Genomic DNA, 21895 nt, shown 5'->3' with positions numbered 1-21895 from the left:
TTTATACGGAGAAACTAAAACCGCCCTCTACCATTTCAATCCAAATATAAAGGGTTAAAGCGCTTCAGTCCCTCTATCACCAGTCCTTATCCTCATTGCATCGTCAACCGGGCATACAAAGATCTTTCCGTCCCCAATTTTTCCTGTGTGGTTGACCTTCATTATGGCCTCCACAACCAGCTGGACGTCAGGATCCTCCACGGTTATCTGGATCATCCTCTTGGGAATGTATCTCATTGTTCCCCTCTTCTCATCAATCCCCTCTGGGGGTGTGGGAATGCTGACCTCATCAATTATTGCCCTCTGCTTGCCCCTTCCGAGAACTCTGGTGGCGTTGAATGAGGGGAATCCCAGGGATTCAAGAACATCCCTGGTCTTCTTCATGCTTTTTGGTCTTATTATGGCGATTATTTCCTTCATTCAGACACCTAAAGGCCTTCCTCTCTTGTTCTGACGGTGTAGGCGTTTTCCACTGGGCTTATGAATATTTTACCATCCCCAATTTTTCCTGTGTATCCGCTTTCACTGATAACCGAGACCACCTTCTCTGCATCAGCATCGTCCACAACGATGAGCAGCATGGTCTTGGGTATCTCATCATAGTAAATTTCATCAAAGCGAATGCCCTTCTGCTTACCCCTCCCTATAACCTCCATCTTTGTGAGGGCCGGGAACCCTGCATCATCCAGAGCATCAGCCACCTCTTCGGACTTTTCAGGTCTTATTATTGCCCTTATCATCTTCATTTTTAACACCTAATCCAGAACCCCGTATTTTACAACGAGGTCCTCCATTTCATCCATTGTCATGGGTTCTGGTATCACGAAATCCTTGTTTTCAATTATTTTTCTTGCGAGTTCCCGGTATTCCTGTGACTGGTTGCATTCAGGGTCGAATTCTATGACAGACTTCTTGTTGAATTCTGCCTTCTGTACAATGTTGTCCCTTGGCACGAAGTGTATCATCTGTGTCCCTATTCTATCACAGAATTCTTCAAGGAGTTCCCTTTCGCCGTCAACGTTTCTGCTGTTGCATATTATCCCTCCAAGTCTGACTCCGCTCTGTCTGGCATATTTCACCATGCCCTTGCAGATGTTGTTGGCTGCATAGAGTGCCATCATCTCACCTGATGCAACAATGTATATTTCCTCTGCCTTTCCGTCTCTTACTGGCATTGCAAAGCCCCCGCATACCACATCCCCCAGAACATCAAAGAATACAAAGTCCAGGTCATTTTCATATACCCCATGTCTCTCCATGAGGGTTATGGCGGTTATGACACCCCTGCCTGCGCATCCTACACCGGGTTCTGGACCTCCTGATTCAACACACTTTATACCTCCAAATCCTGTTTCTATAACCTTGTCTGGTGTGCATGCACTCTCTCCAAGTTCACGCAGGGTGTCCATCATTGTTGTCTGCATTTTACCGCCCAGTATCAGGCGTGTACTGTCTGCCTTGGGGTCGCATCCATGGATCATGACGTTCTTTCCATGGAAGTAACTCATCGCCGCTGCAGTGTTCTGCTGTGTTGTGGATTTTCCTATCCCACCCTTACCATATATTGCAATTTTACGTACCATACACCAATCACCATCTCAGACGGAAGTATGCTTCCTTCTTCCGACACTCTACTATTGGAGGATATCATATTTAAATTTTTCGGTGCATGGCTGAAAATTATGTGTTCAACTATCCATAAAAATGAACAGAAACCAGATCAAAAACAGAACAACTGAAATATTTCAATGTGTTTAAGTACCCATAAAATAAGTATCCATAAAAATGAACAGAAACCAGATCAAAAAATTTTAAAATAAATAGAAATGGTGGGCCTGATTACTTTGAGGCCCTGTATTCCTTTACCTTTTCAAGGAGTCTCTCCAGAATCTCCCTGTCTGAGAGGAGCTCTGACTCAACAACCTTCTTCATTTTTATGGGCACACCATCCATTCTGTAAGCTGTGCCCTCCGCTTCAATACCCACAATTGCCGGTGGAATGATTATGTCGGCCAGTTCTGTTGTTGGTGTCCTGTGTGGTTCAACAGCAATAACAGGTATTTCAGCCATTCTCTCGAGGGCCTTCTGTGGGAAATGTGCCCCTGGGTCAGAGGCCACAACCAGCATTGAATCGGCTTCCTTATTCTGGAGAAGGTCGTTGGCACCGGTTTCACCAGGGTTATATCTGGGTTCGCCCGTTGAATAGTCAACACAGAAGGGGAACCCGCTTTCCCATGAACATACCTGGTTGAATCCGTTCACATTGTAATGGCCCCTCATCGGTATAAGGGTCCATTTAGCAAAGTCATTGAGGTCCTGGACCATCATAATTGCTGTGTCTATGTTTCTGTGTTTTCCTAAGCTCTGTGTTATACCCATACCAAAGAAGAGTATACCAAACTGGGCGTTTTTGAGAGCTTCCACTGCCTCTATGATTTTTTCACGTGGAACACCTGCAACTTCATCATAGAGTATCTCATGTCCCATGAGGCATGCTCTCATTGCATCGACAAGCTCGTAATCCCTGTTGAAATCAAGCTTTAAATGTATATCTGCAAGTTTGGCTGTGTCAGAGTACCTTGGATCAACCACAATCACTGTCCTATCTGATTTTCCACGTTCCCTGAAGAAGCCCCTTGCAAAAACATTCCTTGACATGTGCCTTGGGTGAGCATGCATAGGATTACATGCCCAGTAAACAACGACATCAGCCCTGTTTTTGACCTCTCCAAGTGTACATACAGGGTATCCTGTGTCCTGTACCGCAAGTAAGGATGGCCCATGGCAGACAGATGCTGTGTTATCAATCACTGCACCTGCTTCCTCTGCAAGTTCCATCCCCACAGCCTGGGCTTCACATTCTGTGCAGCTCCATCCATACATTAAGGGTCTTTTTGATTCTGCTATGATCTTCGCTGCTTTATCAATTGCTTCATCATAGCTTACCTCAACGAACTCCCCATTCTTTCTTATAAGGGGTTTCGTGTATCTGACTGCGCCCTCAGCATGTACGAATTTGCTATGACCTATACGGCATGCATTGATGGTTCCAACGATTTCATCGTCTTCTACCTTACATATAATATCGTCACAGAGGGTGCCGCAGAATGGGCATGTTACATTTTTAACATATTCCATGAGTATACCTCCCAGATTAGGGAACTATGTGATCGTTACAGCCAACAGCGGCATAAACAGTTCCCTTTGCTCCTTTTATTGCATAGTCTCCTTCAAATTTATAGAAAGCTCCCTCGAATTCTTCTCCATCCACTTCAATGTTCTTTTCAACGCCAAGATACTTGAATCCAGGCAGGAAAGTTTCTATAGCACCCTTAACAATTATGGTGCCTCCGGCCATTTCACCGCCAACTCTTCCCAGTGCATTGCCCTCTATAACTATAAGGCCATTGTTCATGTGTATTCCAGGCATATATGTGACATTACCCTTGACAATTATTTTTCCGCCCCTCATGTATTCCCCGATTTCGTTTCCTGCATTGCCATGAACTATAATTGTGCCTCCATTCATTCCTCTCCAGTCACCACGATAGGATGATCCGACGTAGTCACCTGCATCACCAAGTATCTCCAGTTCACCGCCTGCCATATTCTGACCTGCCCATGGAGCGGCATTGCCTTCGACAGTGATTTTACCGCCTTTCATGCCCGCACCGACATACATGTTAACGTCACCTTTAATCTGTATCTCTCCAGCGGTCATCTCCTGGCCTATCCTTTTTGTACTATGAACGGAGCCATCAATCACTATCTTTATGTCCTCAGGGCTTTCAGCGGATTCTCCCTCAACGTCAAAGAAATCTGATAGATTGACGGTTTTGTTTCCATGCATTATTTCGATGTCTTTGATTTCATCTATTGACAGGCCTGCGAAAACATCTGGTTTTATGTTTGGGGCTTCAAGCGGTACTTCAGGCTGTTCCTTTGGTTTCAGTATTATCTCATTCATAGAACCACCCCTTTGATTGGAGCAGGATTCCTAAGGTAGCCATCCTCAACTGGGTAGTTTGAAAAGTTCACAGAGTAGTATTGTTTAAACTTGGTTTCCACATTGGCAAGAACCTCATTGTAAAGGGATTCCTCAACCTCGGTGTATGACCAGAAGGTTCTTCCATATGGATCTTCAACGACATTTCCATCCTTTACAACTATTTTACCATCCTTAAGGACGTATTCCGCCCTTGAGAAGGCCTCTTCAATCTTTGCGTATTCGTTGGATGGGTCCACGGTCTCCGGGTTGATGTCATATATCGCAATATCTGCGTCAGCACCTACACCCAGATGTCCTTTGAAGTCACTGAGGCCAAGAACCTTGGCAGCTGTGGATCTTGAGATCGCAGCAATCTCGGAGAATGTGTATTCCCTGTCAATTGTGGCTATGCTGCTTCTCTTCTGGGCCCATTTATGGAGTTCCCCTTCGATGAGATTCATTCTGTACTTGTTGCTCATGAGCCATGCTATTATACGTGGATATCTTGTGAAAGGACCTCCATTTGGAGTGTCTGTGGTCATGCATACCTTGCCCGGATCATCGATTAAGAGGAATAACTCCATTCCTATTGCCCACTGAACAGCGGAAACAGGTGCTCTTGCAGAATATATGAATGGTACAACACCTGAACCTGTTTCAAGTTCCACGTCACAGTTTGCCCATTTGAGTCCGTTGAGTGAGTGGAGGTCATATTCCATTGGGCCGTCAGCGGTCATTGTTGTTGTCTCGTCAAGTGTTACCTGTCCAACGTCTATGACTATATGGTCATTTTTGTTCACGTATTCTGCTATGCTGGGGGCCTCTGATTCAAAGTCTCTCCATGTGGTTCCGCCATAACTGTGGAACTGGACGTGAGTTGCATATACCACCGTGTCCCTGTCACCTGTCGCGGGGTTTGCCTTTATATCCTTTGGAAGGTCGAATGAAGCCAGTGTTGTTTCATAATTCCCGGGGTGTCCCAGATCATTGCAGTGCAGGTGTATTGAATGGGGTAGCTGAAGCTTTTCGTTGACCTCAACGAGACCCTTAATTATCTCGGCAGGGGTTATGTCAAAGTAGGGCGCTGGATCATAGATACCGTGAACATTTCCACCCCATCCCCATGCCTCAGTACCAGCGGGGTTGACAATTTTTATTGCATAACCCTTTGTTGCCTTCATGATCCATGAAACATAAGCTGCACATGCGTCTATGTCGCCCTCTTTGAGGTATTCCATGACAAACCAGTTGTTGCCAAGAAGGGGGTACGCTGAATTGTCGAGTATCGGTGTTTCCCGTAGCTCCTCATGTGTGTGCCTTGCCAGTAGTGGCGGCATTGCTGCCTCCATTGCAGTGGTGTAACCCATCCTTGCGTACCTGTAACCTGTCATGAAGGTTGAAGGCACAGAAAATCCACTACCTGCCCTTCCGCCTTTAAATTTCTCAACGTCTTTTTTACTATCCTCTGGCCTCATCATCCTTCCAACATTAACCTTAGCACCTGCGATATGAGAGTGTATCTCGACACCACCAGGCATGACTATTTTGTTGGATGCGTCGATCACCTTGGCGGAGTCACTGACACTTTCAACTATTTTACCATCCCTGACGCAGATATCCATCTTTTCTCCGTCGACATTGTTAAGAGGACAGTAAACAAATCCGTTTTTGATCATGTATTCCATTTGAATCCTCCCGCTGAACTAATTAAATCTGACCTACCTTACCATAGACCTTCATGAGGGTAGGCATGTCAAGAACCTCTTCATCAGTGGGTATAACCTCCACTGGAATGTTTTTAAAGCTGGGTGTTGCTGTTGAATCTGTGTTGGGCTTCACCACGCGGTTGGCCCATGGCCCCATGGGTATGTATATCATTCCCTCAGGAAGAGTTTCTCTGGTCTTAACAGCTTTAACAACAACATCTCCGTATTCAGATATCACCTTTACATTATCTCCTTCCTTAATTCCAAGTTCACTCATCATTTCAGGGTTCATTTCAGCTATTGCAGCTGCGTCCACGTACATCTTAAGATCCTTACCTGATTCTATGGCCTGTCCCTGCCATATTGTCCTTCCTGTGTTGAGTATAGCCATCATTCTAACTCCTCCAGTTTAATTGCATCCACAGGACAACTTTCAACACATGTGCCGCATTTTCCGCAAAGGTCAGGGTTTTTTATGTTTACAACCCCGTCCTCAACTATCATGATGATCTCAACATCATCTGTTGGGCCCTTTCCACCGGCGACTTCCGGGCTTCTGAGGGCGTTCACGGGACATGCGATTACGCAGTTTCCGCATCCATGGCAGAGTTCAGGGTATGCCTTAAGTCCAATTGCCATCTGATTACCTCCATTTATTTGAGTAGTGATTCAAAGGCGTTCTTCCATGCCTTTGATTTTATTGGAGTTGTATTTATCTTGCTCCTCTTAACCTCTATGGCGTTCACAGGGCATGATCTTTCACATGCTCCGCAGTATATGCAGAATCTTTCGTCCTTGTAGAGTTTGGCTGGTTTTTCACCTGGTTTCTCTGGTTTCGGGAATGAGAGAACGTTGCATGGGCATGCCATCACGCAGGTTTCACAGGCCTGGCATGTGTCCTCATCGATTATCAGTTCTCCCTCGAATGGCTTCGTCACTGTTGCAGCATCAACAGGGCAGATCTCCTGGCACCAGCCACAGTTTACACAGAGCTCAGGGTCGATGTAGGATGTTCCTGTAACCTCAGGGACCTTTATCTCGTACTCACCGTATGGGCAGATCCTGCAGACCTGCATTATGGCGTCAACTGGGCAGATCCTCTTACATATTCCACAGTGAACACATTTGTCCTCATCCACGTTGATGTCGGTTGCAACGGTTGGGCTTGCTGAACTTGGTATCTGGTGTTCTATCTCTATGGCGTCAACAGGACACATTTCCTCGCACATACCACAGTATATACAGGTGTCCTTGTCTATTTCGATTTCACCTGTGATGAGGTCCTTCCTTTCTGGAAGTTCCCTTGTTATGGTTATGGCGTCCTGTGGACATGCTGTTTCACATGCCTTGCACTGTATGCATGTTTCATCATCAATTTCGGCTGATTTGAGGATTTTAGGATATTCTGCAAGTTCCTTTATGGATGTTCCATCAATCTGAAGGTCAAGAGCCTGGAATGGGCAGATTGAACTGCACATACCGCAGAGGACACATTTGTTCTCATCGATAAGTATCTTTGATTCATCCTGTTCTGTTCTGACCATTGCACCTGTTGGGTTAACCTCGATTGCACTGACCGGGCATATCTCGCCACACAGTCCACACACAGCGCAGAGGCAATCCTGGAAGATCAACTTTCTGTTTTCTTCGCCGGTCCGCTCCACGGTAATATTCTTACCTTCAATTACTTCGGTCGTTTCCATCAATTTCTACCTCCTTTATTTCTATAGAATCAGTTGGACACATATCAACACATATGAGACACCCGCAGCACCATTCGAAATCCACATGTGCCTTGAGGTCTCGGAGGTTTATGGCCTTCATGAGGCATGTGTCCACACATAGCCCGCACCCAATACATGAGTTCCTGACGTTTCCCTGGAATTCCCTCTGCTGGCATGTCTTCACTATCGTCCTTGTCATCTCTGTGTTCTGTGTAAGGGAGTGGGTGAGAAGAAGGAAATCCCTTGGACACATCTCTGTTATTACCCTTGCAATCTCTATTGACCTCCATGAGAGGTTTCTCCCGTTGAGGTAGTGAGAAACAGTTGATCTGTTTATCTTCAGAGCTCTGGCTATCTCTCTCTGTGAATGGCCCTGTTTTGTTAGGTTTACAGCTGCTATGTATTTGAGTCCAGAAACTATATGTTTCGGCATAGGGTCACCATGTGTGTTAATCACACATTTAGCCGCTATGTATATAATAATTTTCTACAAAAAACAAATAGAAAAATATATATGTGGGTGTGTTGTTAGCACACATCTCTGGTCAGCCAGCAATGGAAAAATAATCAATGAATGTGCTGTTGGGGCACGCCTCATCTTTAGTTAGACGCGAAACACCCTGACCGGGGTGAACTTGAGTTCAGGCATCCCTGAAACAGGGTCCCGGTCTCCGCCTGTGAGGACATTTGCAGGAGCATCTGCAAAGTGGAATGTCATGAATACCACGCCCACCATCACATCATCTGTAACCCTTGCCCTCACCCTGAGGGAGCCCCTCTCTGATGTGACCTCAACGGTATCCCCATCCCTTACACCCAGGGAGGCGGCGTCAGCAGGGTTCATGAGAAGCTCCTCATGGTCTGAGAATGATGCCAGTTCCCTCACCCTTGCAGTCATGGACCTTGTGTGGTACTGGTAGAGATTCCGCCCCGTTACAAGGACCAGCGGATACTCCTCTGAGACCTCCCTGAACTGGTAATCAGGCAGCAGGAATGATGCCCTTCCTGTGGGTGTTGGGAATCCCTCAGAGTGAAGGTATCCTGTTCCAGCGTCATCCTCTGATATGCAGGGCCACTGTATCCCACCAGATTTCAGCCTTTCATGGGAGATACCAGCATATGATGGTACAAGTTCCCTTATCTCATCGAATATCCTGGACGCTGATTCATAATCAAAGTCCTCCCTTCCCATCCTCTCTGCAATCATGGAGATTATCTGCCAGTCAGGGAGCGCATCCCCTGGGGCATCCAGTGCCTTTCTCAGAAGCTGAACCCTTCTCTCGGTGTTGGTGAATGTACCATCCTTCTCTGCAAATGATGCAGCGGGCAGAACCACATCCGCAAGTTCTGCTGTCTCGGTGAGGAATATATCCTGTACCACAAGGAATTCAAGACCCTCAAGGGCCTCCCGGGTCTTTTCAGTGTCAGGTTCACTCAGAAGTGGGTTCTCACCCATTATGTACATGCACCTGATTTTTCCGTCCCTTGCGGCATCAAACATCTCAGGGAGCGTCATCCCTGCAGGGGGGATGGGTGAACCCCATTTCTCAGAGAATTTCCCTGCAGCCTCACCAATTTCCTGATAACCCGGGAGGAGGTCAGGGAGCGCCCCCATATCACAGGCTCCCTGAACGTTGTTCTGGCCCCTCAGCGGGTTGATACCCCCTGATTTTATACCGATGTTACCTGTAAGAAGCGCCAGGTTGCTCAGTGCAAGCACATTACCCGTCCCATTGACGTGCTGGGTGATGCCCATTGAATATATTATGGATGCCGGGGAATTTGAGGCGTACGTTATTGCGGCTCTCCTTATGTCCTCAAGTTTAACACCGGTTACCCTCTCCACCTCATCAAGATCCAGGGCCATGGCGGCATCCCTGAACTCCTCAAATTTCTCTGTGCGGGACCCTATGAATTCACCGTCATGCAGACCCTCCTCCAATATGAAGCGGCACATTGCCATTAAAAGTGGGATGTCAGATCCTGGTCTATTCTGAAGATGGATATCTGCAAGTTCAGATAGCCGGGTTTTCCTTGGATCAACAACAACCAGCTTTGCACCAGACCTCGCGGCCCTGATTACACTGTAGGAGGTTACAGGGTGTGTCTCTGTTGGGTTGGTTCCCACTGCCAGTATACACCTGGAGCCCTCCAGTTCAGATATGGAGTTGGTCATTGCCCCGCTACCAAGGCTCATTCTAAGTGCTGTAAGTGAGGGGGCATGGCAGAGCCTTGCGCAGTGGTCAATGTTCCCTGAACCCATAACGACCCTTGTGAACTTCTGCAGCAGATAGTTCTCCTCATTGGTGCACTTGGCAGATGCCACAGCCGCAAATTCTTCCCCAGCGTATTCAGAGAGCCTTTCAGCCGCAACTGAGATGGCCTCATCCCATTCCACCTCTATAAACTCTCCATCAACATTTATCAATGGTTTTTTGAGTCTCTCAGGGCTGCTTACAAATTTAAGTGCGAACCTCCCCTTCACACATAGCCTTCCCCTGTTAACAGGGCTTTCAGGGGCGCCCCTTGAACTCACAACCCTGTTCCCCCTCACCCCAAGGTAGATCTCGCAGCCGGCGCCGCAGTAGGGGCATACAGTCCTCACCTCGGTGGATGGCCTCTCAGTCCTGGGTAGAAGGGCACCCACCGGGCATGCCTCGACGCATTCGCCACATGAGACACAGCTTGAATCAAGTATATCCCTGTCCATGAAGGTGGCTATCCTTGTGTCATGGCCTCTGTATGCAAAATCAACCGCCTCTGCACCCACTCCCCTGCAGACACGTACACATATGCCGCAGAGGACGCACTTATCGTGGTCCCTCATGAAAAAGGGGTTGGATTCATCCACCTCAATCCCTGAAATCTCAGGCCTCAGCCTCTCAAGGTCCCCCTCAGATACGTTGAGGTAGGATGAGACCTCCTGAAGTCTGCAGTCACCTGATGCAGGGCACGCAAGGCAATCCCTGCTGTGGTCAGCTATTATCAGGGATAGGGTGGTCCTCCTGATCCTGTTTATCCTTTCAGACTCTGATATGAACTCAGCACCATCCTCTGCGGGGGTCTCGCATGCAGTGACCAGACGTCCCTCACTGTTTTCAACCAGACACAGCCTGCAGCCCCCAAATGGTTCAAGACCCTCCCTGAAACAGAGGTTGGGTATGTAGATGCCATTTGCAAGGGCTGCCTGGAGGACCGTCATCCCCCTGGCTGCCTCAACTTCCCTTCCATCGATCCTGAATTTTACAGTCCCCTTCATGTTATCTTCAGCTAATTTTTTATACTGAAAATTTATCCCCACATAAAATAAAGTTTATGAAGAGGTGAAAGTATGAGGATAGTAGGGGTGACAGGCACCAAGGACACCGGCAAAACCGCCCTGGTTGAGAAAATCGTCAGGAAACTCGTGGATGCGGGTTACCGGGTCGCGACCCTCAAGCATACCCATGGGGGATTTGATTTTCCAGGCAAGGACACCGACAGGCACCGGAGGGCCGGTGCAGAGATAGTTGCAGGAACTGGAAGGGAAACCTTCTTCCTTATCAACAGGGAAATGGGCCTCCCTGAGGTTGTGGGTGTCCTTGAGATGCTGGATGACATCGACTTCCTTGTGGTTGAGGGCTTCAAGTCAATGGAGTATGCCAACATATCAACATCCACACCAGGAGAATTCACCCTGAAGGTTGTTGACCCATTCAAAATCGATGAAGTGGATGACCTGATTGAGCTCATAGAAAGAAGAAGCTACGGCCTCCTTCAGGACCTCAACTGCGGTAAGTGCGGCTTTGAATCATGCAGAGAGTTTGCAAAGGCAAAGGTGCAGGGCGAGGCAGATGGTACAGACTGTAAGAGCCAGCCTGATAGGGTTCTCCTCAGGGTAAATGGAAACCCCGTCCCCCTGAACCCCTTCGTCCAGAACTTCATAGCAGGTACTGTTCTCGGCATGGTGGATGCCCTTGATACAGAAAGCCTTAAACATCAAAAGGTTGATCTCATCATAAAAAGACCAGATTAATATCGGGGTAGAGAATGCAGGTCCGTGATAACCACAGAAGACCGCTGGTATCACTGAGAATATCTGTAACGGGGCGCTGCAATGTCAGCTGTATCTACTGCCACCGGGACGGAATCGTGCGTTCAGACGAGGAGATGAGCCCGGAGGATATAGAGAACATATGCAGGGTGGCCTCTGACCTTGGTGTGAAGAAAATAAGGCTTTCAGGTGGCGAGCCCCTCATAAGGGATGATATTGTTGAGATAGTCGAGAGGATAGACAGTATCGGATTCAGGGATATCTCCATAACAACCAACGGGACCCTCCTTGATGACCTCAGTGTCCCCCTGAGGGATGCCGGGCTTGACCGGGTCAATGTCAGCTTCGACACCCTCAACCCTGAAACCTACCGGTTCATAACCAGGAAGGACTACCTTGAGAGGGTTAAGGCGGGGATAGAAGGTGCCGTTATGGCTGGCCTCGACCCTGTCAAGATAAACATGGTGATACTGAGGGGTGTCAATCACCACGAAATATGGGACATGTTTGAGTTCTGTCGCCAGCAGGGTGCTGTACTGCAGATAATAGAACTCCTGAAAACCGACAGCTGCCCTGATAATGGAGTGGAGAGGTACCACTGCGACATAACCCCCATTGAGGCTGAACTGGCAGAGATGGCTGACCGTATAATAACAAGGAAATTCATGCAGGACCGCAAGAAGTACTTCATCGGGGGTGGGGAGGTGGAGGTTGTGAGGCCCATGGACAATACGAGGTTCTGTGCAAACTGCACAAGGCTTAGGGTAACCCCTGATGGGAAGCTGAAGCCATGCCTCCTCCGTAACGACAACCTTGTGGACACCAGGGAAGCACTCAGCTCCGGTGACCTTGAGGGTCTCCGTGAACTCTTTCTTGAGGCCATCAGAAGGAGGTCTCCCTACTATCAGTCCTGATTGGCAGGTGAATATGGCCCTGGCACCCTCAGAACAGCGTCCCTCTTACATGTGTCGAGACAGGAGCCGCACTTGAGGCAGCTCTCCTGATCTATAACATGCACCTCATCCTTTGAACCCTCAATGGCGTCTGCAGGGCATGTCTTCAGGCAGGCCATACAGCCGTCACATTTTTCTGAATCTATGAGGTAGTGCATGAGCTGGCTGCATGATGCTGCAGTGCATTTTCCGTTTATGTGGTCCTGGTATTCGTTTTCAAAGTACCTGAGTGTGGTTAGAACAGGGTTTGGGGATGTCTGGCCCAGGCCACAGAGGGATGCTGCCCTGACGGTCTCTGCTATGTCCCTTAGAATCTCCGGGTCCTCCTCTCTTCCTGAACCCTCAACTATATCATTGAGTATCATGAGCATCTGCCTTGTACCCACACGGCACGGGACACACTTTCCGCATGATTCCCGCTGAGTGAACTCAAGGAAGTACCTTGCAAGTTCAACCATGCATGTATGGTCAGATAAAACCACGAGCCCCCCTGACCCCATTATTGCACCGGCAGATGTCAGTGAATCATAGTCTATTCCTGTGTCAACAAGTTCTGCCGGGAGGCATCCGCCTGATGGTCCTCCTATCTGGACGGCCTTGAGTTCACCGTCCCTTACACCCCCACCAATATCATGGATGACCTCCCTCAGGCTTGTGCCCAGGGGAACCTCTATGAGGCCGGTTCTCCTCACATCCCCCACAAGGGAGAAGGTCTTGGTCCCGGGACTCCCCTCCGTCCCCAGGGTGTTGAAGTACTCTGGGCCATGCTGCATTATCATTGAGACAGCTGCAAGTGTCTCCACATTGTTTATAACTGTTGGTCTCCCCCAGAGGCCGCTTGTTGTTGGGAATGGTGGTCTGGTACGGGGCATTCCCCTTTTACCCTCAATGGATGCTATGAGGGCTGTCTCCTCTCCACATACAAATGCCCCTGCCCCCTCCTTTATCCTTATATCAAGGCTGAACCCAGAGTCCAGGATGTCCTCCCCAAGGAGTCCAAGGTCCCTGAGGTCAGATATTGCGGTTCTAAGTCTTTCAAGGGCAAGGGGGTACTCTGCCCTGCAGTAGATGTAGGCCTCCTCTGCACCCACAGCATATGATGCTATGAGCATCCCCTCCAGGAGGGAGTGGGGGTCCCCCTCTATGAGTGAACGGTTCATGAAGGCACCCGGGTCGCCCTCGTCGGCGTTGCATACCAGGTACTTCACATCGGATTCCTCCTGGCGGCAGAGGCTCCACTTGAGCCAGGTGGGGAATCCTGCTCCCCCACGGCCCCTGAGTCCAGAATCCTTCACCTCTTCAATGATATCCTCAGGTTCCATCTCCAGTGCCCTGAGGAGCCCCCGATATCCTCCTGTCGCCAGGTAATGGTTGATGTTCTCTGGGTCTATGAGGCCGCATCTTCTGAGTATCCTCCTTGACTGTTTCTCCATGAAGTCAATGCTGTAGGAGGGTTCAAATGAGTCGCCACTGAAGGCCACATTAACATGACCAATGGCTGAGGATTCCTCACCATCAGCGAGCTCCTGAATTATCCTCTTTCCAAGTCTCCTGTTCACTGGCCCGTAGATGGCGCCACGGGTATCACCGTTGAACACGGTCACCATGGGTTCAGCGTAGCAGAGGCCCATGCAGCCTGTGTGTACGATGCGACATTCAACTGAGAGTTCAGAAGCCCTCTCAAGCAATACTCTCTCTATTTCATGAGCCCCCGCGGATCTTCCACATGTTGCTGAACCCAGGAATATAACCGGCCCGTCCCTGAAGAGGGACATGTATTCATCCAGTGCCCTTCCTGCAATATCTTCAAACATTTTAAACACTCTAAGACTTTTTTGGGAAAATTTTGCTTACCCTTGATGGCTTTATGCGTGATACAACCTCATCGTTCACCATGGCACATGGCGCCAGGGAGCAGCAGCCAATGCATCCCACCGATTCCAGGGAGTACTCCATATCCTCTGTGACGTCACCCTCACCGATGCCAAGGTGCCTCTCAAGGGCATCCAGGACCTGTTCGGCCCCACTTACATGGCACGCTGTTCCGGTGCAGACCATTATGTGCTTCCTTCCCTTCGGTTTGAACCTGAACTGGGCATAAAAGGTTGCAACCCCGTATACATGTGTTTTACTGACCCCTGTGAAACCAGCAACCTCCTCCAGGGCATGCTCCGGCAGATAGCCGTAGACATTCTGAATATCCTGGAGGATGGGTATGATCTCTGAGGCATGGCCAGTGTAGCCAGAAAATATCCTCTTCAATTCCTTATCCATCAGAAACCTCCACCTAAATGTGAGATCCATTCTAGTGTCGCATTCATATTAATTAGGATGAATGATTAAACATCTGTTTAACTGTTAAACCAGGGTGAATATATGTTTTTAGATGAGAGGTGTGGATGAATGTCACTTTACAGAGAGGTTGAGGCATTCCGTGTGGAGGATGAGATGCGGAGGGTCCCAGAAAGAATCGTGAATGACCTTGAGGTGCGTATCCGAATAAATGGGGGCTTGGAACAGCGCTTCACCACAAGTCCCGCTGCCCTTAGGGAATTCGCAGCAGGCTACCTTCTCGGCGAGGGATTCGTGGACTCGGTGGATGATATAGTATCCATGGATATCACAGAGAACCTCATCGACGTTGAGATAGAATCAGAGGACCTTGAGATAAGGCGTGAGCTTGTGATGGGCTCTGATTGCTTCGGTGGATGGAGGCAGAGGGCTGAGATGGTGGAACCAGTTGACTCAGACCTGAGGGTGAGGGCTGAGGACATATTCCATGCATTCAGGCGAATGGTGAAGGCAGCGACCGTGTGGAGGATGACCGGAGGTACGCATGTTGCCGCCCTTGTGACCGGGGATGAATTCAGGGTATTCGAGGATGTTAGCAGGCATGTGGCGGTTGATAAGGCTCTGGGTTCCGGTGCCATGGACGGTGTTAACTTCTCCAGGAGCTTCATGGTCTACAGTGGCAGAATGCCCGCGGATATGCTGATAAAGGTTGTTCGTGCAGGGGTTCCCATAATAGCATCGAACGCCGCCCCAACATCATCAGGCTATGACGCTGCAAGGAAGACGGGTCTTACGATGCTTGGATTTGTAAGGGGCAGGAGGTTCAACATATACAGCCACCCTGAGAGGATAATACTTGATTCGGGTATTGCCACTGATTCTGAGCTTTAAAGATGTTCGAAACATAGATTTCATTCAAAAACGCTGTGCCTCTCGTTGAGGTCCTCCTCCCTCTTATCAAGCCGGTGCATGAGTTCAGCTATGAGGCCGTCCAGAAAGACAAGTGCTGATATCTCAAACAGTGTACCCAGAGGTGTCCTTGAGTGATGGTTGCCCCGTATCTGCCTCTTCATATAGTTCTTCTCACCATCAATCTTTGTCCTGCCCCTCACGGTTACAGTGAGGTCAGCTATCCCTCCAAGTTCCGATTCTGGATGAGAGGTTACAGCAACTACCATTGCACCCCTCTCCCTGGCTATCCTGGCAGCGTTGACTATGTAGCTTGTCCTCCCTGAACCTGATATTGCAATCAGCGCATCACCCTCATTTATTGCGGGTGTTATGGTCTCACCCACCACGAAGACGTTTATCTCAAGGTGCATGAGTCTCATGGCGAAGGCCTTTGCAACGAGCCCCGACCTCCCCAGTCCAAGCACGAAGACGTTTCCTGCGGATGTGAGGGTTTCTATGAATCTATCAACTGTGTCGGCGTCAATCTCCCTTTCCATCTTCTCCAGATTATCAACTATATCCCTGATGGCCTCTCTCATTATCATTGCAACACCTGTAATCTAATATATGGATCATGAGATATAAGAGTAAAAAATAATTCCAGCCAGCTGCCCCCATGCTATAGGCGGGATGATGTTAGGGGGTGAAAATTCACCCAGATTAGAGGTATCCCCATGGATATTGAACCCCTCCCTGGAATGAAGATCAACGACCATGAAATGGATCACAGGTTCCTTGAGACCCTCCGTGTAATAGGGGAAACCTTCTCCCAGAGGAAGGCCGCAAGGATACTTGGTGTGACACCACAGGTTTTAAACAGAAGGATTCTTAGGGCAGAATCTCTTCTCGGGGTTAAGCTCGTGAAAAGCAGTGGAGCGGGATCAGAACTCACACCGGAGGGTATGGAGATCCTAAGAACCTACATGCGGTACCTGAAAGTCCTCAGTGGTTCAGGGAGACTCATGGTTGCGGCGGGTTATGTTTCATCAAACCTTGCCGAGGTCCTCATTGAGAGGTTCGGGGTGGGGGCATCCCTGTTTTCATGCTGTGATGCTGACCTCTTCCACCTTGCAGAAAGAAGTATGCTTGATGTGATATTCCTTGACGATCCCCTGCAGGCCTACCAGAGGGGCCTGGACTTCGTGCCGGTTGCATACGACCACCTGGTGCTTGTGGGTGGCAATGCAACAACCATGAGGGAACTTGATGGCTCATCATTCATTGGTGTTGAAGGTTCGGCCCAGAGGCTGGCCTGGGAGGTGCTTTCAGATTCCGGTGTCAGCTTTGAAATTGTGAGGGAGGTCAGGTCCCCATACCATGCCCAGAGGATCGTCAAGAGCGACCAGGAACTCATGACATTCCTCAGTGCAAGTCAGTTCAGTGGCTCTGAAATCCTCAAGAATGAGACCAGGCACGTTATAAGTGCCGTTGCCTGTCAGAAAAGTGAAGTGGTCGATGAATTCATGGATTTCATGATGGGGGAGGGCCAGGAGGCTGTGCTGGAGGCGGGTTTTGAACCGCTACACTGATCTGTTTAACGAATAATCAATGATGTTATAAGTCGCCGTGGCAGAGTTTAATTATATTTTCAGGGTGATTCCATGAATGAAGACAGAGACCTTCTTGCTGTTGGACATACCGCCTTTGACTACATAATACAGCTTGATAAATTTCCCGAACCCAACTCATCAACGGCCATAAGGAGGATGAGGAACCTCCATGGTGGAGCGGCGGCCAACGTCGCCCTGGTGGGGTCAAAGCTGGGGCTTAGAACATCACTTGTATCAGCCGTTGGAGGCGACTTTGAGGGATCAGATTACAGAAGACTCCTTGAGGCCAGCGGCATAGATATAAGCTCCATGATTGTGGTGAAATCTGAGACAACACCAACCGCCTTTGTGATGACAGACGCCGACCACAACCAGATAAGCTACTTCTACTGGGGTGCCGCGGCGCAGTTCAGGGAGAGCGAGATCCCGCGCAGAGTAATAGAATCTGCAAGGGCGGTTCACCTTGCAACCGGAGACCCATCCTTTAACTGCAGGTGCGGTGAATTCGCAAGGTCACTGGGAAAGATCATATCCTTCGATCCGGGACAGGACCTCCACATGTACTCCAGAAGCCAGCTTGAGAGGGCCGTGGAAGTATGTGACATCCTCTTTGGCAACCACCACGAGATAGACCGCATATGCTCCAGACTGGAGGTTGATGTTGAGGGTCTCAGAGACATTGGCCCGGATGTTGTGGTTAAGACCTACGGCAGGGATGGAAGTGTTATCTATGCCGATGAGGTGATGGAAATCGATGCAATACCCCGACAGGCAGCAGATCCCACAGGGGCCGGTGACTCCTACAGGGCAGGGTTCATGAGGGCATACCTTGCCGGTGCAGATCTCATGAACTGTGGCAGGTTTGCATCGGCGGTTGCATCCTTCATAGTGGAGGAAGAGGGGACCCAGACAAACATTCCAGATCTGGAATCTGCTGTGAGACGCTTTAAGAGGCACTGGGGCTATGAACCCCCAGTATAATTTAGCAGATATCTCACTAGCAGATAAACTATGAATGCCCTCCTACCCAAGAAAATGAAGGATCCCCTGACATCAGAGACCATGAATTTTTATTAAGGAGATTAAAACCTCATAGTTTTTATAACTGGATTGAACCAATATAAGATGCGCATGAATCTCATTCCAGCTGATCCCGATCATACCCGCACGGGTTAAGGGTCAAACCAGACGGTGATTGTATGACTCAAATGGATGAAGCTAAAAAAGGTGTTATAACAGAAGAAATGAAGGCGGTGGCAGAGGCAGAGAACGTCACCCCAGAATTCATAAGAAGAGGAGTTGCCAGTGGAAGAATAGCCATCCCCAGCAACCTGAACAGGGACGATGTTGCCCCTGTCGGTATAGGTGAGGGCTTAAGGACCAAGGTCAACGCCACCATAGGGACATCCACCGACATCGTGGACTTCGAAATGGAGGAGGAGAAGGCCCGTGTTGCCATTGAAAACAAGGCAGACACCCTCATGGAGCTCTCAGTGGGAGGGGACCTCGACGAGATAAGGAGGCGTATACTGGACCTTTCACCCATACCCGTTGGAAGCGTGCCCGTGTATCAGGCAGCCATCGAGACCATAAGGAAGGAGGGTGCTGCCATCTACATGGACGAGGACGTCATGTTCAGGGCCATTGAGAAGCAGGCAAAGGATGGTATAGACTTCATGGCAATCCACTGCAGTGTCAACAGGGAAACCCTCAGGAGGCTCAAGAGGCAGGGCCGCGAGGGTGGCCTTGTGAGCAGGGGAGGGGCCTTCGTATCAGCCTGGATGGTTGAAAATGGACTGGAAAACCCACTCTATGAGAACTTCGATTACATACTGGAGATAGCCAAGGAACACGACTTTGTCATGTCAATGGCAAACGCAATGAGGGCCGGTGCCATTGCAGACTCAACCGACCGTGCCCAGGTCCAGGAACTCATAGTGCTGGGTGAACTCATCGACAGGGCCAGGGAGGCCGGTGTCCAGACCATCGTTGAGGGCCCGGGCCATATACCCATCAATGAGATAAAGGCCAACGTCATACTCCAGAAGAAACTCTGCCGTGGGGCCCCATTCTACATGCTGGGACCAATAGTCACGGATATAGGGGCTGGCTATGACCACATAGTCTCATCAATAGGGGCCGCTGCATCTGCAGCTGCAGGTGCAGACTTTATATGCTATGTTACACCTGCAGAGCACCTTGCACTCCCCTACCCTGACGATGTTAAGGAGGGGGTAATTGCAACAAGGATCGGGGCCTACGTTGGTGACATGGCCAAGGGAATCCACAGTGGAGAGAAGGACCTTGAAATGGCCAACGCCCGTAAGAAGCTCAACTGGGAGGCCCAGTTCGATGCAGCCATGTGCCCTGCAGAGGCAAGGCGCATAAGGGACGAGCGTCCGCCTGAGGATCCAGACACCTGCACCATGTGCGGTGAGTACTGCGCTGTTAAGATTGTCAACGAGTGGCTTGACAGTGCAGATACCAGGATCTTCGACTGAACCCCCACTCCTTTTTTTAGAGAAGAATTAATATATTTTGAAGTTCACACAATTTTTTACTGCACTTATTCTATCACGCTTACAGGTGATCTTCTTGAAGCACTGGATTGAAAGGATAGCCGATGAACTTAAGGAAAGGGATGTTGATGAGCACGTTGTTGCAAGCGGAACATCCATATCAGGCTCAATACACATAGGAAACTCCTGCGACGTTTTCATAGCAAGCTCAATATCAAAGTCACTTGAAAAGGATGGGTTCAGATCAAGGACCGTCTGGATAGCAGACGACCATGACCCCCTCAGAAAGGTCCCCTATCCCCTCCCAGAAAGTTACGAGAAGTACCTGGGAGTGCCCTACTCCATGATCCCCTGCCCTGAGGGCTGCTGCGAGAGTTTCGTGGAACACTTCCAGAGACCCTTCCTGGATGCCCTTGAAAGGTTCAGGATAAGGGTCGAGCACCACTCAGGGGCCCGGATGTACACCGAGGGGGTCTACAATGACTACATAAGAACCTCCCTGAGGAGGGCCGGCGAGATAAGGGAGATATTCAACAGGTTCAGGGAGAGGCCCCTGAGGGATGACTGGCTCCCCTACAACCCCATCTGTGAGAGGTGCGGCCGTGTGAACACCACAGAGGCATATGACTTCAGCGGGGACACAGTGAGGTACCGCTGCGACTGTGGATTCGATGGGGAGATGGACATAAAGTCAGGGCTCGGTAAACTCACCTGGAGGGTTGAGTGGGCCGCGAGGTGGAAGATCCTGGGTGTCACCTGCGAACCCTTCGGTAAGGACCATGCCGCAAGCGGCGGCTCATATGACGTGAGCAGCATAATCTCAGAGGAGATATTCGATTACCCGGCCCCCTACCCGGTCCCCTATGAGTGGATAACCCTCAGGGGGGAGGCCATGTCCAAGTCAAGGGGCGTATTCTTCACACCAGGCCAGTGGCTTGAGATAGGGCCCCCTGAGAGCCTCAACTACTTCATATTCCGTAGTAAGCCCATGAAACACAAGGACTTCAACCCTGACATGCCATTCCTTGACCTCATGGACCAGTTCGACCGGACAGAGAGGATATATTATGGTATGGAGGAGGCTGCCTCAGAGAAGGAGGAGCAGAAACTCAGGAGGATCTACCGGGTCTCAATGATAGATGGACCTGATCTTCCACTGAGGCCATCCTACCGCTTCATGACCGTGGCCTATCAGATCGCCGGGGACGACCTTGAAAGGCTCTACGGTATCCTCAAAAGGAACTCACAGCTTCCAGATGAGTTCATGGACAAAGAACTAGGGGATTTAACAGAGGAGCAGTTAACCCAGCTGAGGGAACGGGTTGAAAATGTTAAAAACTGGCTCAGACTCTATGCCCCGGACTTCGTGAAGTTCCATGTCCAGGATGAACTCCCGCAGGTTGAACTCTCAGAGCCCCAGAGGAAGTTCCTTGAGGAACTTGCAGGCGTCCTTGAGTCCACGGATATGAGCCCTGAGGAACTCCACGACGAAATGTACAGCATACTGAGAAAGCATGGGCTCAAACCCCAGAAGGCATTCCAGGCCATATATAAGGTTCTGATAGGTAAGAAGATGGGTCCAAGGGCTGCATCATTCCTACTTTCACTTAAAAGGGACTTCGTGGTAAAAAGGCTCCGCTTAAAGGCCTGACAGTATGGTGGTCAGATGAAGGTGAAAATCATTGAAAGGGAGGTTATGGACCCCCTGGCAGATACCAGCATGGAGGAGATCCCGGTTAACAGCATAGGTGATGCCGGGACCATATCACTCTTTGATAACACAAAGCCCGGTGCAGACATCATACTGAGAACTCTGGAATCAGAGCTCAGAGGCTTCAAATTCATCTGGTCAGAAAAACCTGCAGGTGCCCCTGCAGAGGCTGAACAGATAGAGAGGGCTGCCAGGGGTGACCTCTGCATCCTTGCCCTGGGTGACTGTGGCTCCTGCACCACATGGGTGATCCTTGACGCCATCCGCTTGGAGGGTATGGGCGTCCCCACCATCTCCATCTGCTCAGACCGCTTCAGTGAATACGCCAGGAGACTGGCAGCAGCCCACGGCATGCCCGGTCTTCGAATAGTTGAGGTGGAACACCCCATAGCGGGTCTGGAACCCGAAACTGTAAGGAGAAAGGCTGAGAAACTGATACCCTCCATACTGGACCATCTGAGGTGATAG

The 21895-nt window shown here is 49.6% G+C and carries 22 protein-coding genes; 8 read left to right on the top strand and 14 right to left on the bottom strand.

Annotation, left to right across the window (positions count from 1 at the left end; translation table 11 throughout):
* Nucleotides 1–54: 54 nt before the first annotated feature.
* The 11 genes from QFX39_RS03245 to fdhF form a co-directional block, all read right to left on the bottom strand.
* On the bottom strand, nucleotides 55–420 hold the full coding sequence (locus QFX39_RS03245) for a P-II family nitrogen regulator (protein WP_300477460.1): 366 nt from the start codon (nucleotides 418–420) through the stop codon (nucleotides 55–57).
* A gap of 8 nt (nucleotides 421–428) precedes the next feature.
* Nucleotides 429–746, bottom strand: a complete 318-nt coding sequence (locus tag QFX39_RS03240) for a P-II family nitrogen regulator (protein WP_300477458.1) — start codon at nucleotides 744–746, stop codon at nucleotides 429–431.
* Between the two features lie 9 nt (nucleotides 747–755).
* Nucleotides 756–1583, bottom strand: a complete 828-nt coding sequence (gene nifH, locus QFX39_RS03235) for a nitrogenase iron protein (RefSeq protein WP_300477449.1) — start codon at nucleotides 1581–1583, stop codon at nucleotides 756–758.
* Nucleotides 1584–1839: 256 nt separating this feature from the next.
* Nucleotides 1840–3138 carry a formylmethanofuran dehydrogenase subunit B gene (locus tag QFX39_RS03230; RefSeq protein ID WP_300477447.1) on the bottom strand — a complete coding sequence of 433 codons (1299 nt, stop codon included), beginning with the start codon at nucleotides 3136–3138 and terminating at the stop codon, nucleotides 1840–1842.
* A 16-nt stretch (nucleotides 3139–3154) separates the two neighbouring features.
* A complete protein-coding gene (fwdC, locus tag QFX39_RS03225; protein ID WP_300477445.1) occupies nucleotides 3155–3967 on the bottom strand; it encodes a tungsten-dependent formylmethanofuran dehydrogenase subunit FwdC in 813 nt (270 codons plus the stop codon).
* Nucleotides 3964–5673 carry a tungsten-dependent formylmethanofuran dehydrogenase subunit FwdA gene (fwdA, locus tag QFX39_RS03220; protein ID WP_300477443.1) on the bottom strand — a complete coding sequence of 570 codons (1710 nt, stop codon included), beginning with the start codon at nucleotides 5671–5673 and terminating at the stop codon, nucleotides 3964–3966. Before fwdA ends, fwdC begins: the two co-directional genes overlap by 4 nt.
* A gap of 22 nt (nucleotides 5674–5695) precedes the next feature.
* Nucleotides 5696–6088 (bottom strand): tungsten-dependent formylmethanofuran dehydrogenase subunit FwdD, encoded by a 393-nt coding sequence (gene fwdD, locus QFX39_RS03215; protein WP_300477441.1) that lies wholly within the window; start codon nucleotides 6086–6088, stop codon nucleotides 5696–5698.
* Nucleotides 6085–6333 (bottom strand): 4Fe-4S binding protein, encoded by a 249-nt coding sequence (locus QFX39_RS03210; RefSeq protein ID WP_300477439.1) that lies wholly within the window; start codon nucleotides 6331–6333, stop codon nucleotides 6085–6087. Before QFX39_RS03210 ends, fwdD begins: the two co-directional genes overlap by 4 nt.
* A 14-nt stretch (nucleotides 6334–6347) precedes the next feature.
* Nucleotides 6348–7397 carry a tungsten-dependent formylmethanofuran dehydrogenase subunit FwdF gene (gene fwdF / locus QFX39_RS03205; RefSeq protein WP_300477437.1) on the bottom strand — a complete coding sequence of 350 codons (1050 nt, stop codon included), beginning with the start codon at nucleotides 7395–7397 and terminating at the stop codon, nucleotides 6348–6350.
* Complete coding sequence (locus QFX39_RS03200; RefSeq protein WP_300477435.1) at nucleotides 7375–7851, bottom strand: DUF362 domain-containing protein; 477 nt, start codon at nucleotides 7849–7851, stop codon at nucleotides 7375–7377. Before QFX39_RS03200 ends, fwdF begins: the two co-directional genes overlap by 23 nt.
* A 171-nt stretch (nucleotides 7852–8022) precedes the next feature.
* Nucleotides 8023–10677: a formate dehydrogenase subunit alpha gene (gene fdhF / locus QFX39_RS03195; RefSeq protein WP_300477434.1), complete on the bottom strand. Its 2655-nt coding sequence runs from the start codon at nucleotides 10675–10677 to the stop codon at nucleotides 8023–8025.
* Between the two features lie 72 nt (nucleotides 10678–10749).
* Between fdhF and mobB the strand changes: the two genes are divergently transcribed.
* Nucleotides 10750–11433, top strand: a complete 684-nt coding sequence (gene mobB / locus QFX39_RS03190; RefSeq protein ID WP_300477432.1) for a molybdopterin-guanine dinucleotide biosynthesis protein B — start codon at nucleotides 10750–10752, stop codon at nucleotides 11431–11433.
* A 14-nt stretch (nucleotides 11434–11447) separates the two neighbouring features.
* A complete protein-coding gene (moaA, locus tag QFX39_RS03185; protein WP_300477431.1) occupies nucleotides 11448–12365 on the top strand; it encodes a GTP 3',8-cyclase MoaA in 918 nt (305 codons plus the stop codon).
* Here moaA and QFX39_RS03180 read toward each other — a convergent pair.
* Both QFX39_RS03180 and nuoE read right to left on the bottom strand, forming a co-directional pair.
* Nucleotides 12356–14218 carry an NADH-quinone oxidoreductase subunit NuoF gene (locus tag QFX39_RS03180; protein ID WP_300477430.1) on the bottom strand — a complete coding sequence of 621 codons (1863 nt, stop codon included), beginning with the start codon at nucleotides 14216–14218 and terminating at the stop codon, nucleotides 12356–12358. The genes moaA and QFX39_RS03180 overlap by 10 nt on opposite strands.
* 10 nt (nucleotides 14219–14228) lie before the next feature.
* A complete protein-coding gene (gene nuoE, locus QFX39_RS03175; protein WP_300477429.1) occupies nucleotides 14229–14678 on the bottom strand; it encodes an NADH-quinone oxidoreductase subunit NuoE in 450 nt (149 codons plus the stop codon).
* Between the two features lie 129 nt (nucleotides 14679–14807).
* On the opposite strand from nuoE, the gene fdhD reads away from it, so the two are divergent.
* A complete protein-coding gene (gene fdhD / locus QFX39_RS03170; RefSeq protein WP_300477428.1) occupies nucleotides 14808–15587 on the top strand; it encodes a formate dehydrogenase accessory sulfurtransferase FdhD in 780 nt (259 codons plus the stop codon).
* Nucleotides 15588–15607: 20 nt separating this feature from the next.
* Here fdhD and hxlB read toward each other — a convergent pair whose 3' ends face one another.
* On the bottom strand, nucleotides 15608–16192 hold the full coding sequence (gene hxlB / locus QFX39_RS03165) for a 6-phospho-3-hexuloisomerase (protein WP_300477426.1): 585 nt from the start codon (nucleotides 16190–16192) through the stop codon (nucleotides 15608–15610).
* Between the two features lie 129 nt (nucleotides 16193–16321).
* Here hxlB and QFX39_RS03160 point away from each other — a divergent pair, with 129 nt between their 5' ends.
* The 5 genes from QFX39_RS03160 (at nucleotide 16322) to QFX39_RS03140 (ending at nucleotide 21892) form a co-directional block, all read left to right on the top strand.
* Complete coding sequence (locus QFX39_RS03160) at nucleotides 16322–17176, top strand: LysR family transcriptional regulator (protein ID WP_300477425.1); 855 nt, start codon at nucleotides 16322–16324, stop codon at nucleotides 17174–17176.
* A gap of 72 nt (nucleotides 17177–17248) precedes the next feature.
* Nucleotides 17249–18178 (top strand): carbohydrate kinase family protein, encoded by a 930-nt coding sequence (locus QFX39_RS03155; protein ID WP_300477423.1) that lies wholly within the window; start codon nucleotides 17249–17251, stop codon nucleotides 18176–18178.
* Nucleotides 18179–18396: 218 nt separating this feature from the next.
* Nucleotides 18397–19698, top strand: a complete 1302-nt coding sequence (gene thiC / locus QFX39_RS03150) for a phosphomethylpyrimidine synthase (RefSeq protein WP_300477421.1) — start codon at nucleotides 18397–18399, stop codon at nucleotides 19696–19698.
* 94 nt (nucleotides 19699–19792) lie between these two features.
* Entirely contained in the window at nucleotides 19793–21367 is a 1575-nt protein-coding gene (lysS, locus tag QFX39_RS03145; protein WP_300477419.1) for a lysine--tRNA ligase, read from the top strand.
* 15 nt (nucleotides 21368–21382) lie between these two features.
* The gene (locus QFX39_RS03140; protein WP_300477418.1) at nucleotides 21383–21892 is read left to right on the top strand and encodes a UGSC family (seleno)protein; all 510 of its coding nucleotides are present in this window, start codon (nucleotides 21383–21385) and stop codon (nucleotides 21890–21892) included.
* Nucleotides 21893–21895: the final 3 nt, after the last annotated feature.

Source organism: Methanothermobacter sp. (assembly GCF_030055425.1).
GTDB lineage: Archaea > Methanobacteriota > Methanobacteria > Methanobacteriales > Methanothermobacteraceae > Methanothermobacter.
The sequence above is the reverse complement of the archived record's forward strand: the minus strand, read 5'-3'. Positions and strand labels throughout refer to the sequence as shown.

Bases quoted from the DNA above. Each gene is read 5' to 3' on its own strand.
- QFX39_RS03200 (WP_300477435.1), bottom strand. From the start codon at position 7,851: ATGCCGAAACATATAGTTTCTGGACTCAAATACATAGCAGCTGTAAAC.
- hxlB (WP_300477426.1), bottom strand. From the start codon at position 16,192: ATGATAATGAGAGAGGCCATCAGGGATATAGTTGATAATCTGGAGAAG.
- QFX39_RS03230 (WP_300477447.1), bottom strand. From the start codon at position 3,138: ATGGAATATGTTAAAAATGTAACATGCCCATTCTGCGGCACCCTCTGT.
- QFX39_RS03210 (WP_300477439.1), bottom strand. From the start codon at position 6,333: ATGGCAATTGGACTTAAGGCATACCCTGAACTCTGCCATGGATGCGGA.
- fdhF (WP_300477434.1), bottom strand. From the start codon at position 10,677: ATGAAGGGGACTGTAAAATTCAGGATCGATGGAAGGGAAGTTGAGGCA.
- fdhD (WP_300477428.1), top strand. From the start codon at position 14,808: ATGTCACTTTACAGAGAGGTTGAGGCATTCCGTGTGGAGGATGAGATG.
- fwdC (WP_300477445.1), bottom strand. From the start codon at position 3,967: ATGAATGAGATAATACTGAAACCAAAGGAACAGCCTGAAGTACCGCTT.
- nifH (WP_300477449.1), bottom strand. From the start codon at position 1,583: ATGGTACGTAAAATTGCAATATATGGTAAGGGTGGGATAGGAAAATCC.
- fwdF (WP_300477437.1), bottom strand. From the start codon at position 7,397: ATGGAAACGACCGAAGTAATTGAAGGTAAGAATATTACCGTGGAGCGG.
- QFX39_RS03155 (WP_300477423.1), top strand. From the start codon at position 17,249: ATGAATGAAGACAGAGACCTTCTTGCTGTTGGACATACCGCCTTTGAC.
- QFX39_RS03140 (WP_300477418.1), top strand. From the start codon at position 21,383: ATGAAGGTGAAAATCATTGAAAGGGAGGTTATGGACCCCCTGGCAGAT.
- fwdA (WP_300477443.1), bottom strand. From the start codon at position 5,673: ATGGAATACATGATCAAAAACGGATTTGTTTACTGTCCTCTTAACAAT.
- QFX39_RS03240 (WP_300477458.1), bottom strand. From the start codon at position 746: ATGAAGATGATAAGGGCAATAATAAGACCTGAAAAGTCCGAAGAGGTG.
- thiC (WP_300477421.1), top strand. From the start codon at position 18,397: ATGACTCAAATGGATGAAGCTAAAAAAGGTGTTATAACAGAAGAAATG.
- QFX39_RS03245 (WP_300477460.1), bottom strand. From the start codon at position 420: ATGAAGGAAATAATCGCCATAATAAGACCAAAAAGCATGAAGAAGACC.
- QFX39_RS03180 (WP_300477430.1), bottom strand. From the start codon at position 14,218: ATGTTTGAAGATATTGCAGGAAGGGCACTGGATGAATACATGTCCCTC.
- fwdD (WP_300477441.1), bottom strand. From the start codon at position 6,088: ATGATGGCTATACTCAACACAGGAAGGACAATATGGCAGGGACAGGCC.
- nuoE (WP_300477429.1), bottom strand. From the start codon at position 14,678: ATGGATAAGGAATTGAAGAGGATATTTTCTGGCTACACTGGCCATGCC.
- QFX39_RS03160 (WP_300477425.1), top strand. From the start codon at position 16,322: ATGGATATTGAACCCCTCCCTGGAATGAAGATCAACGACCATGAAATG.
- moaA (WP_300477431.1), top strand. From the start codon at position 11,448: ATGCAGGTCCGTGATAACCACAGAAGACCGCTGGTATCACTGAGAATA.
- mobB (WP_300477432.1), top strand. From the start codon at position 10,750: ATGAGGATAGTAGGGGTGACAGGCACCAAGGACACCGGCAAAACCGCC.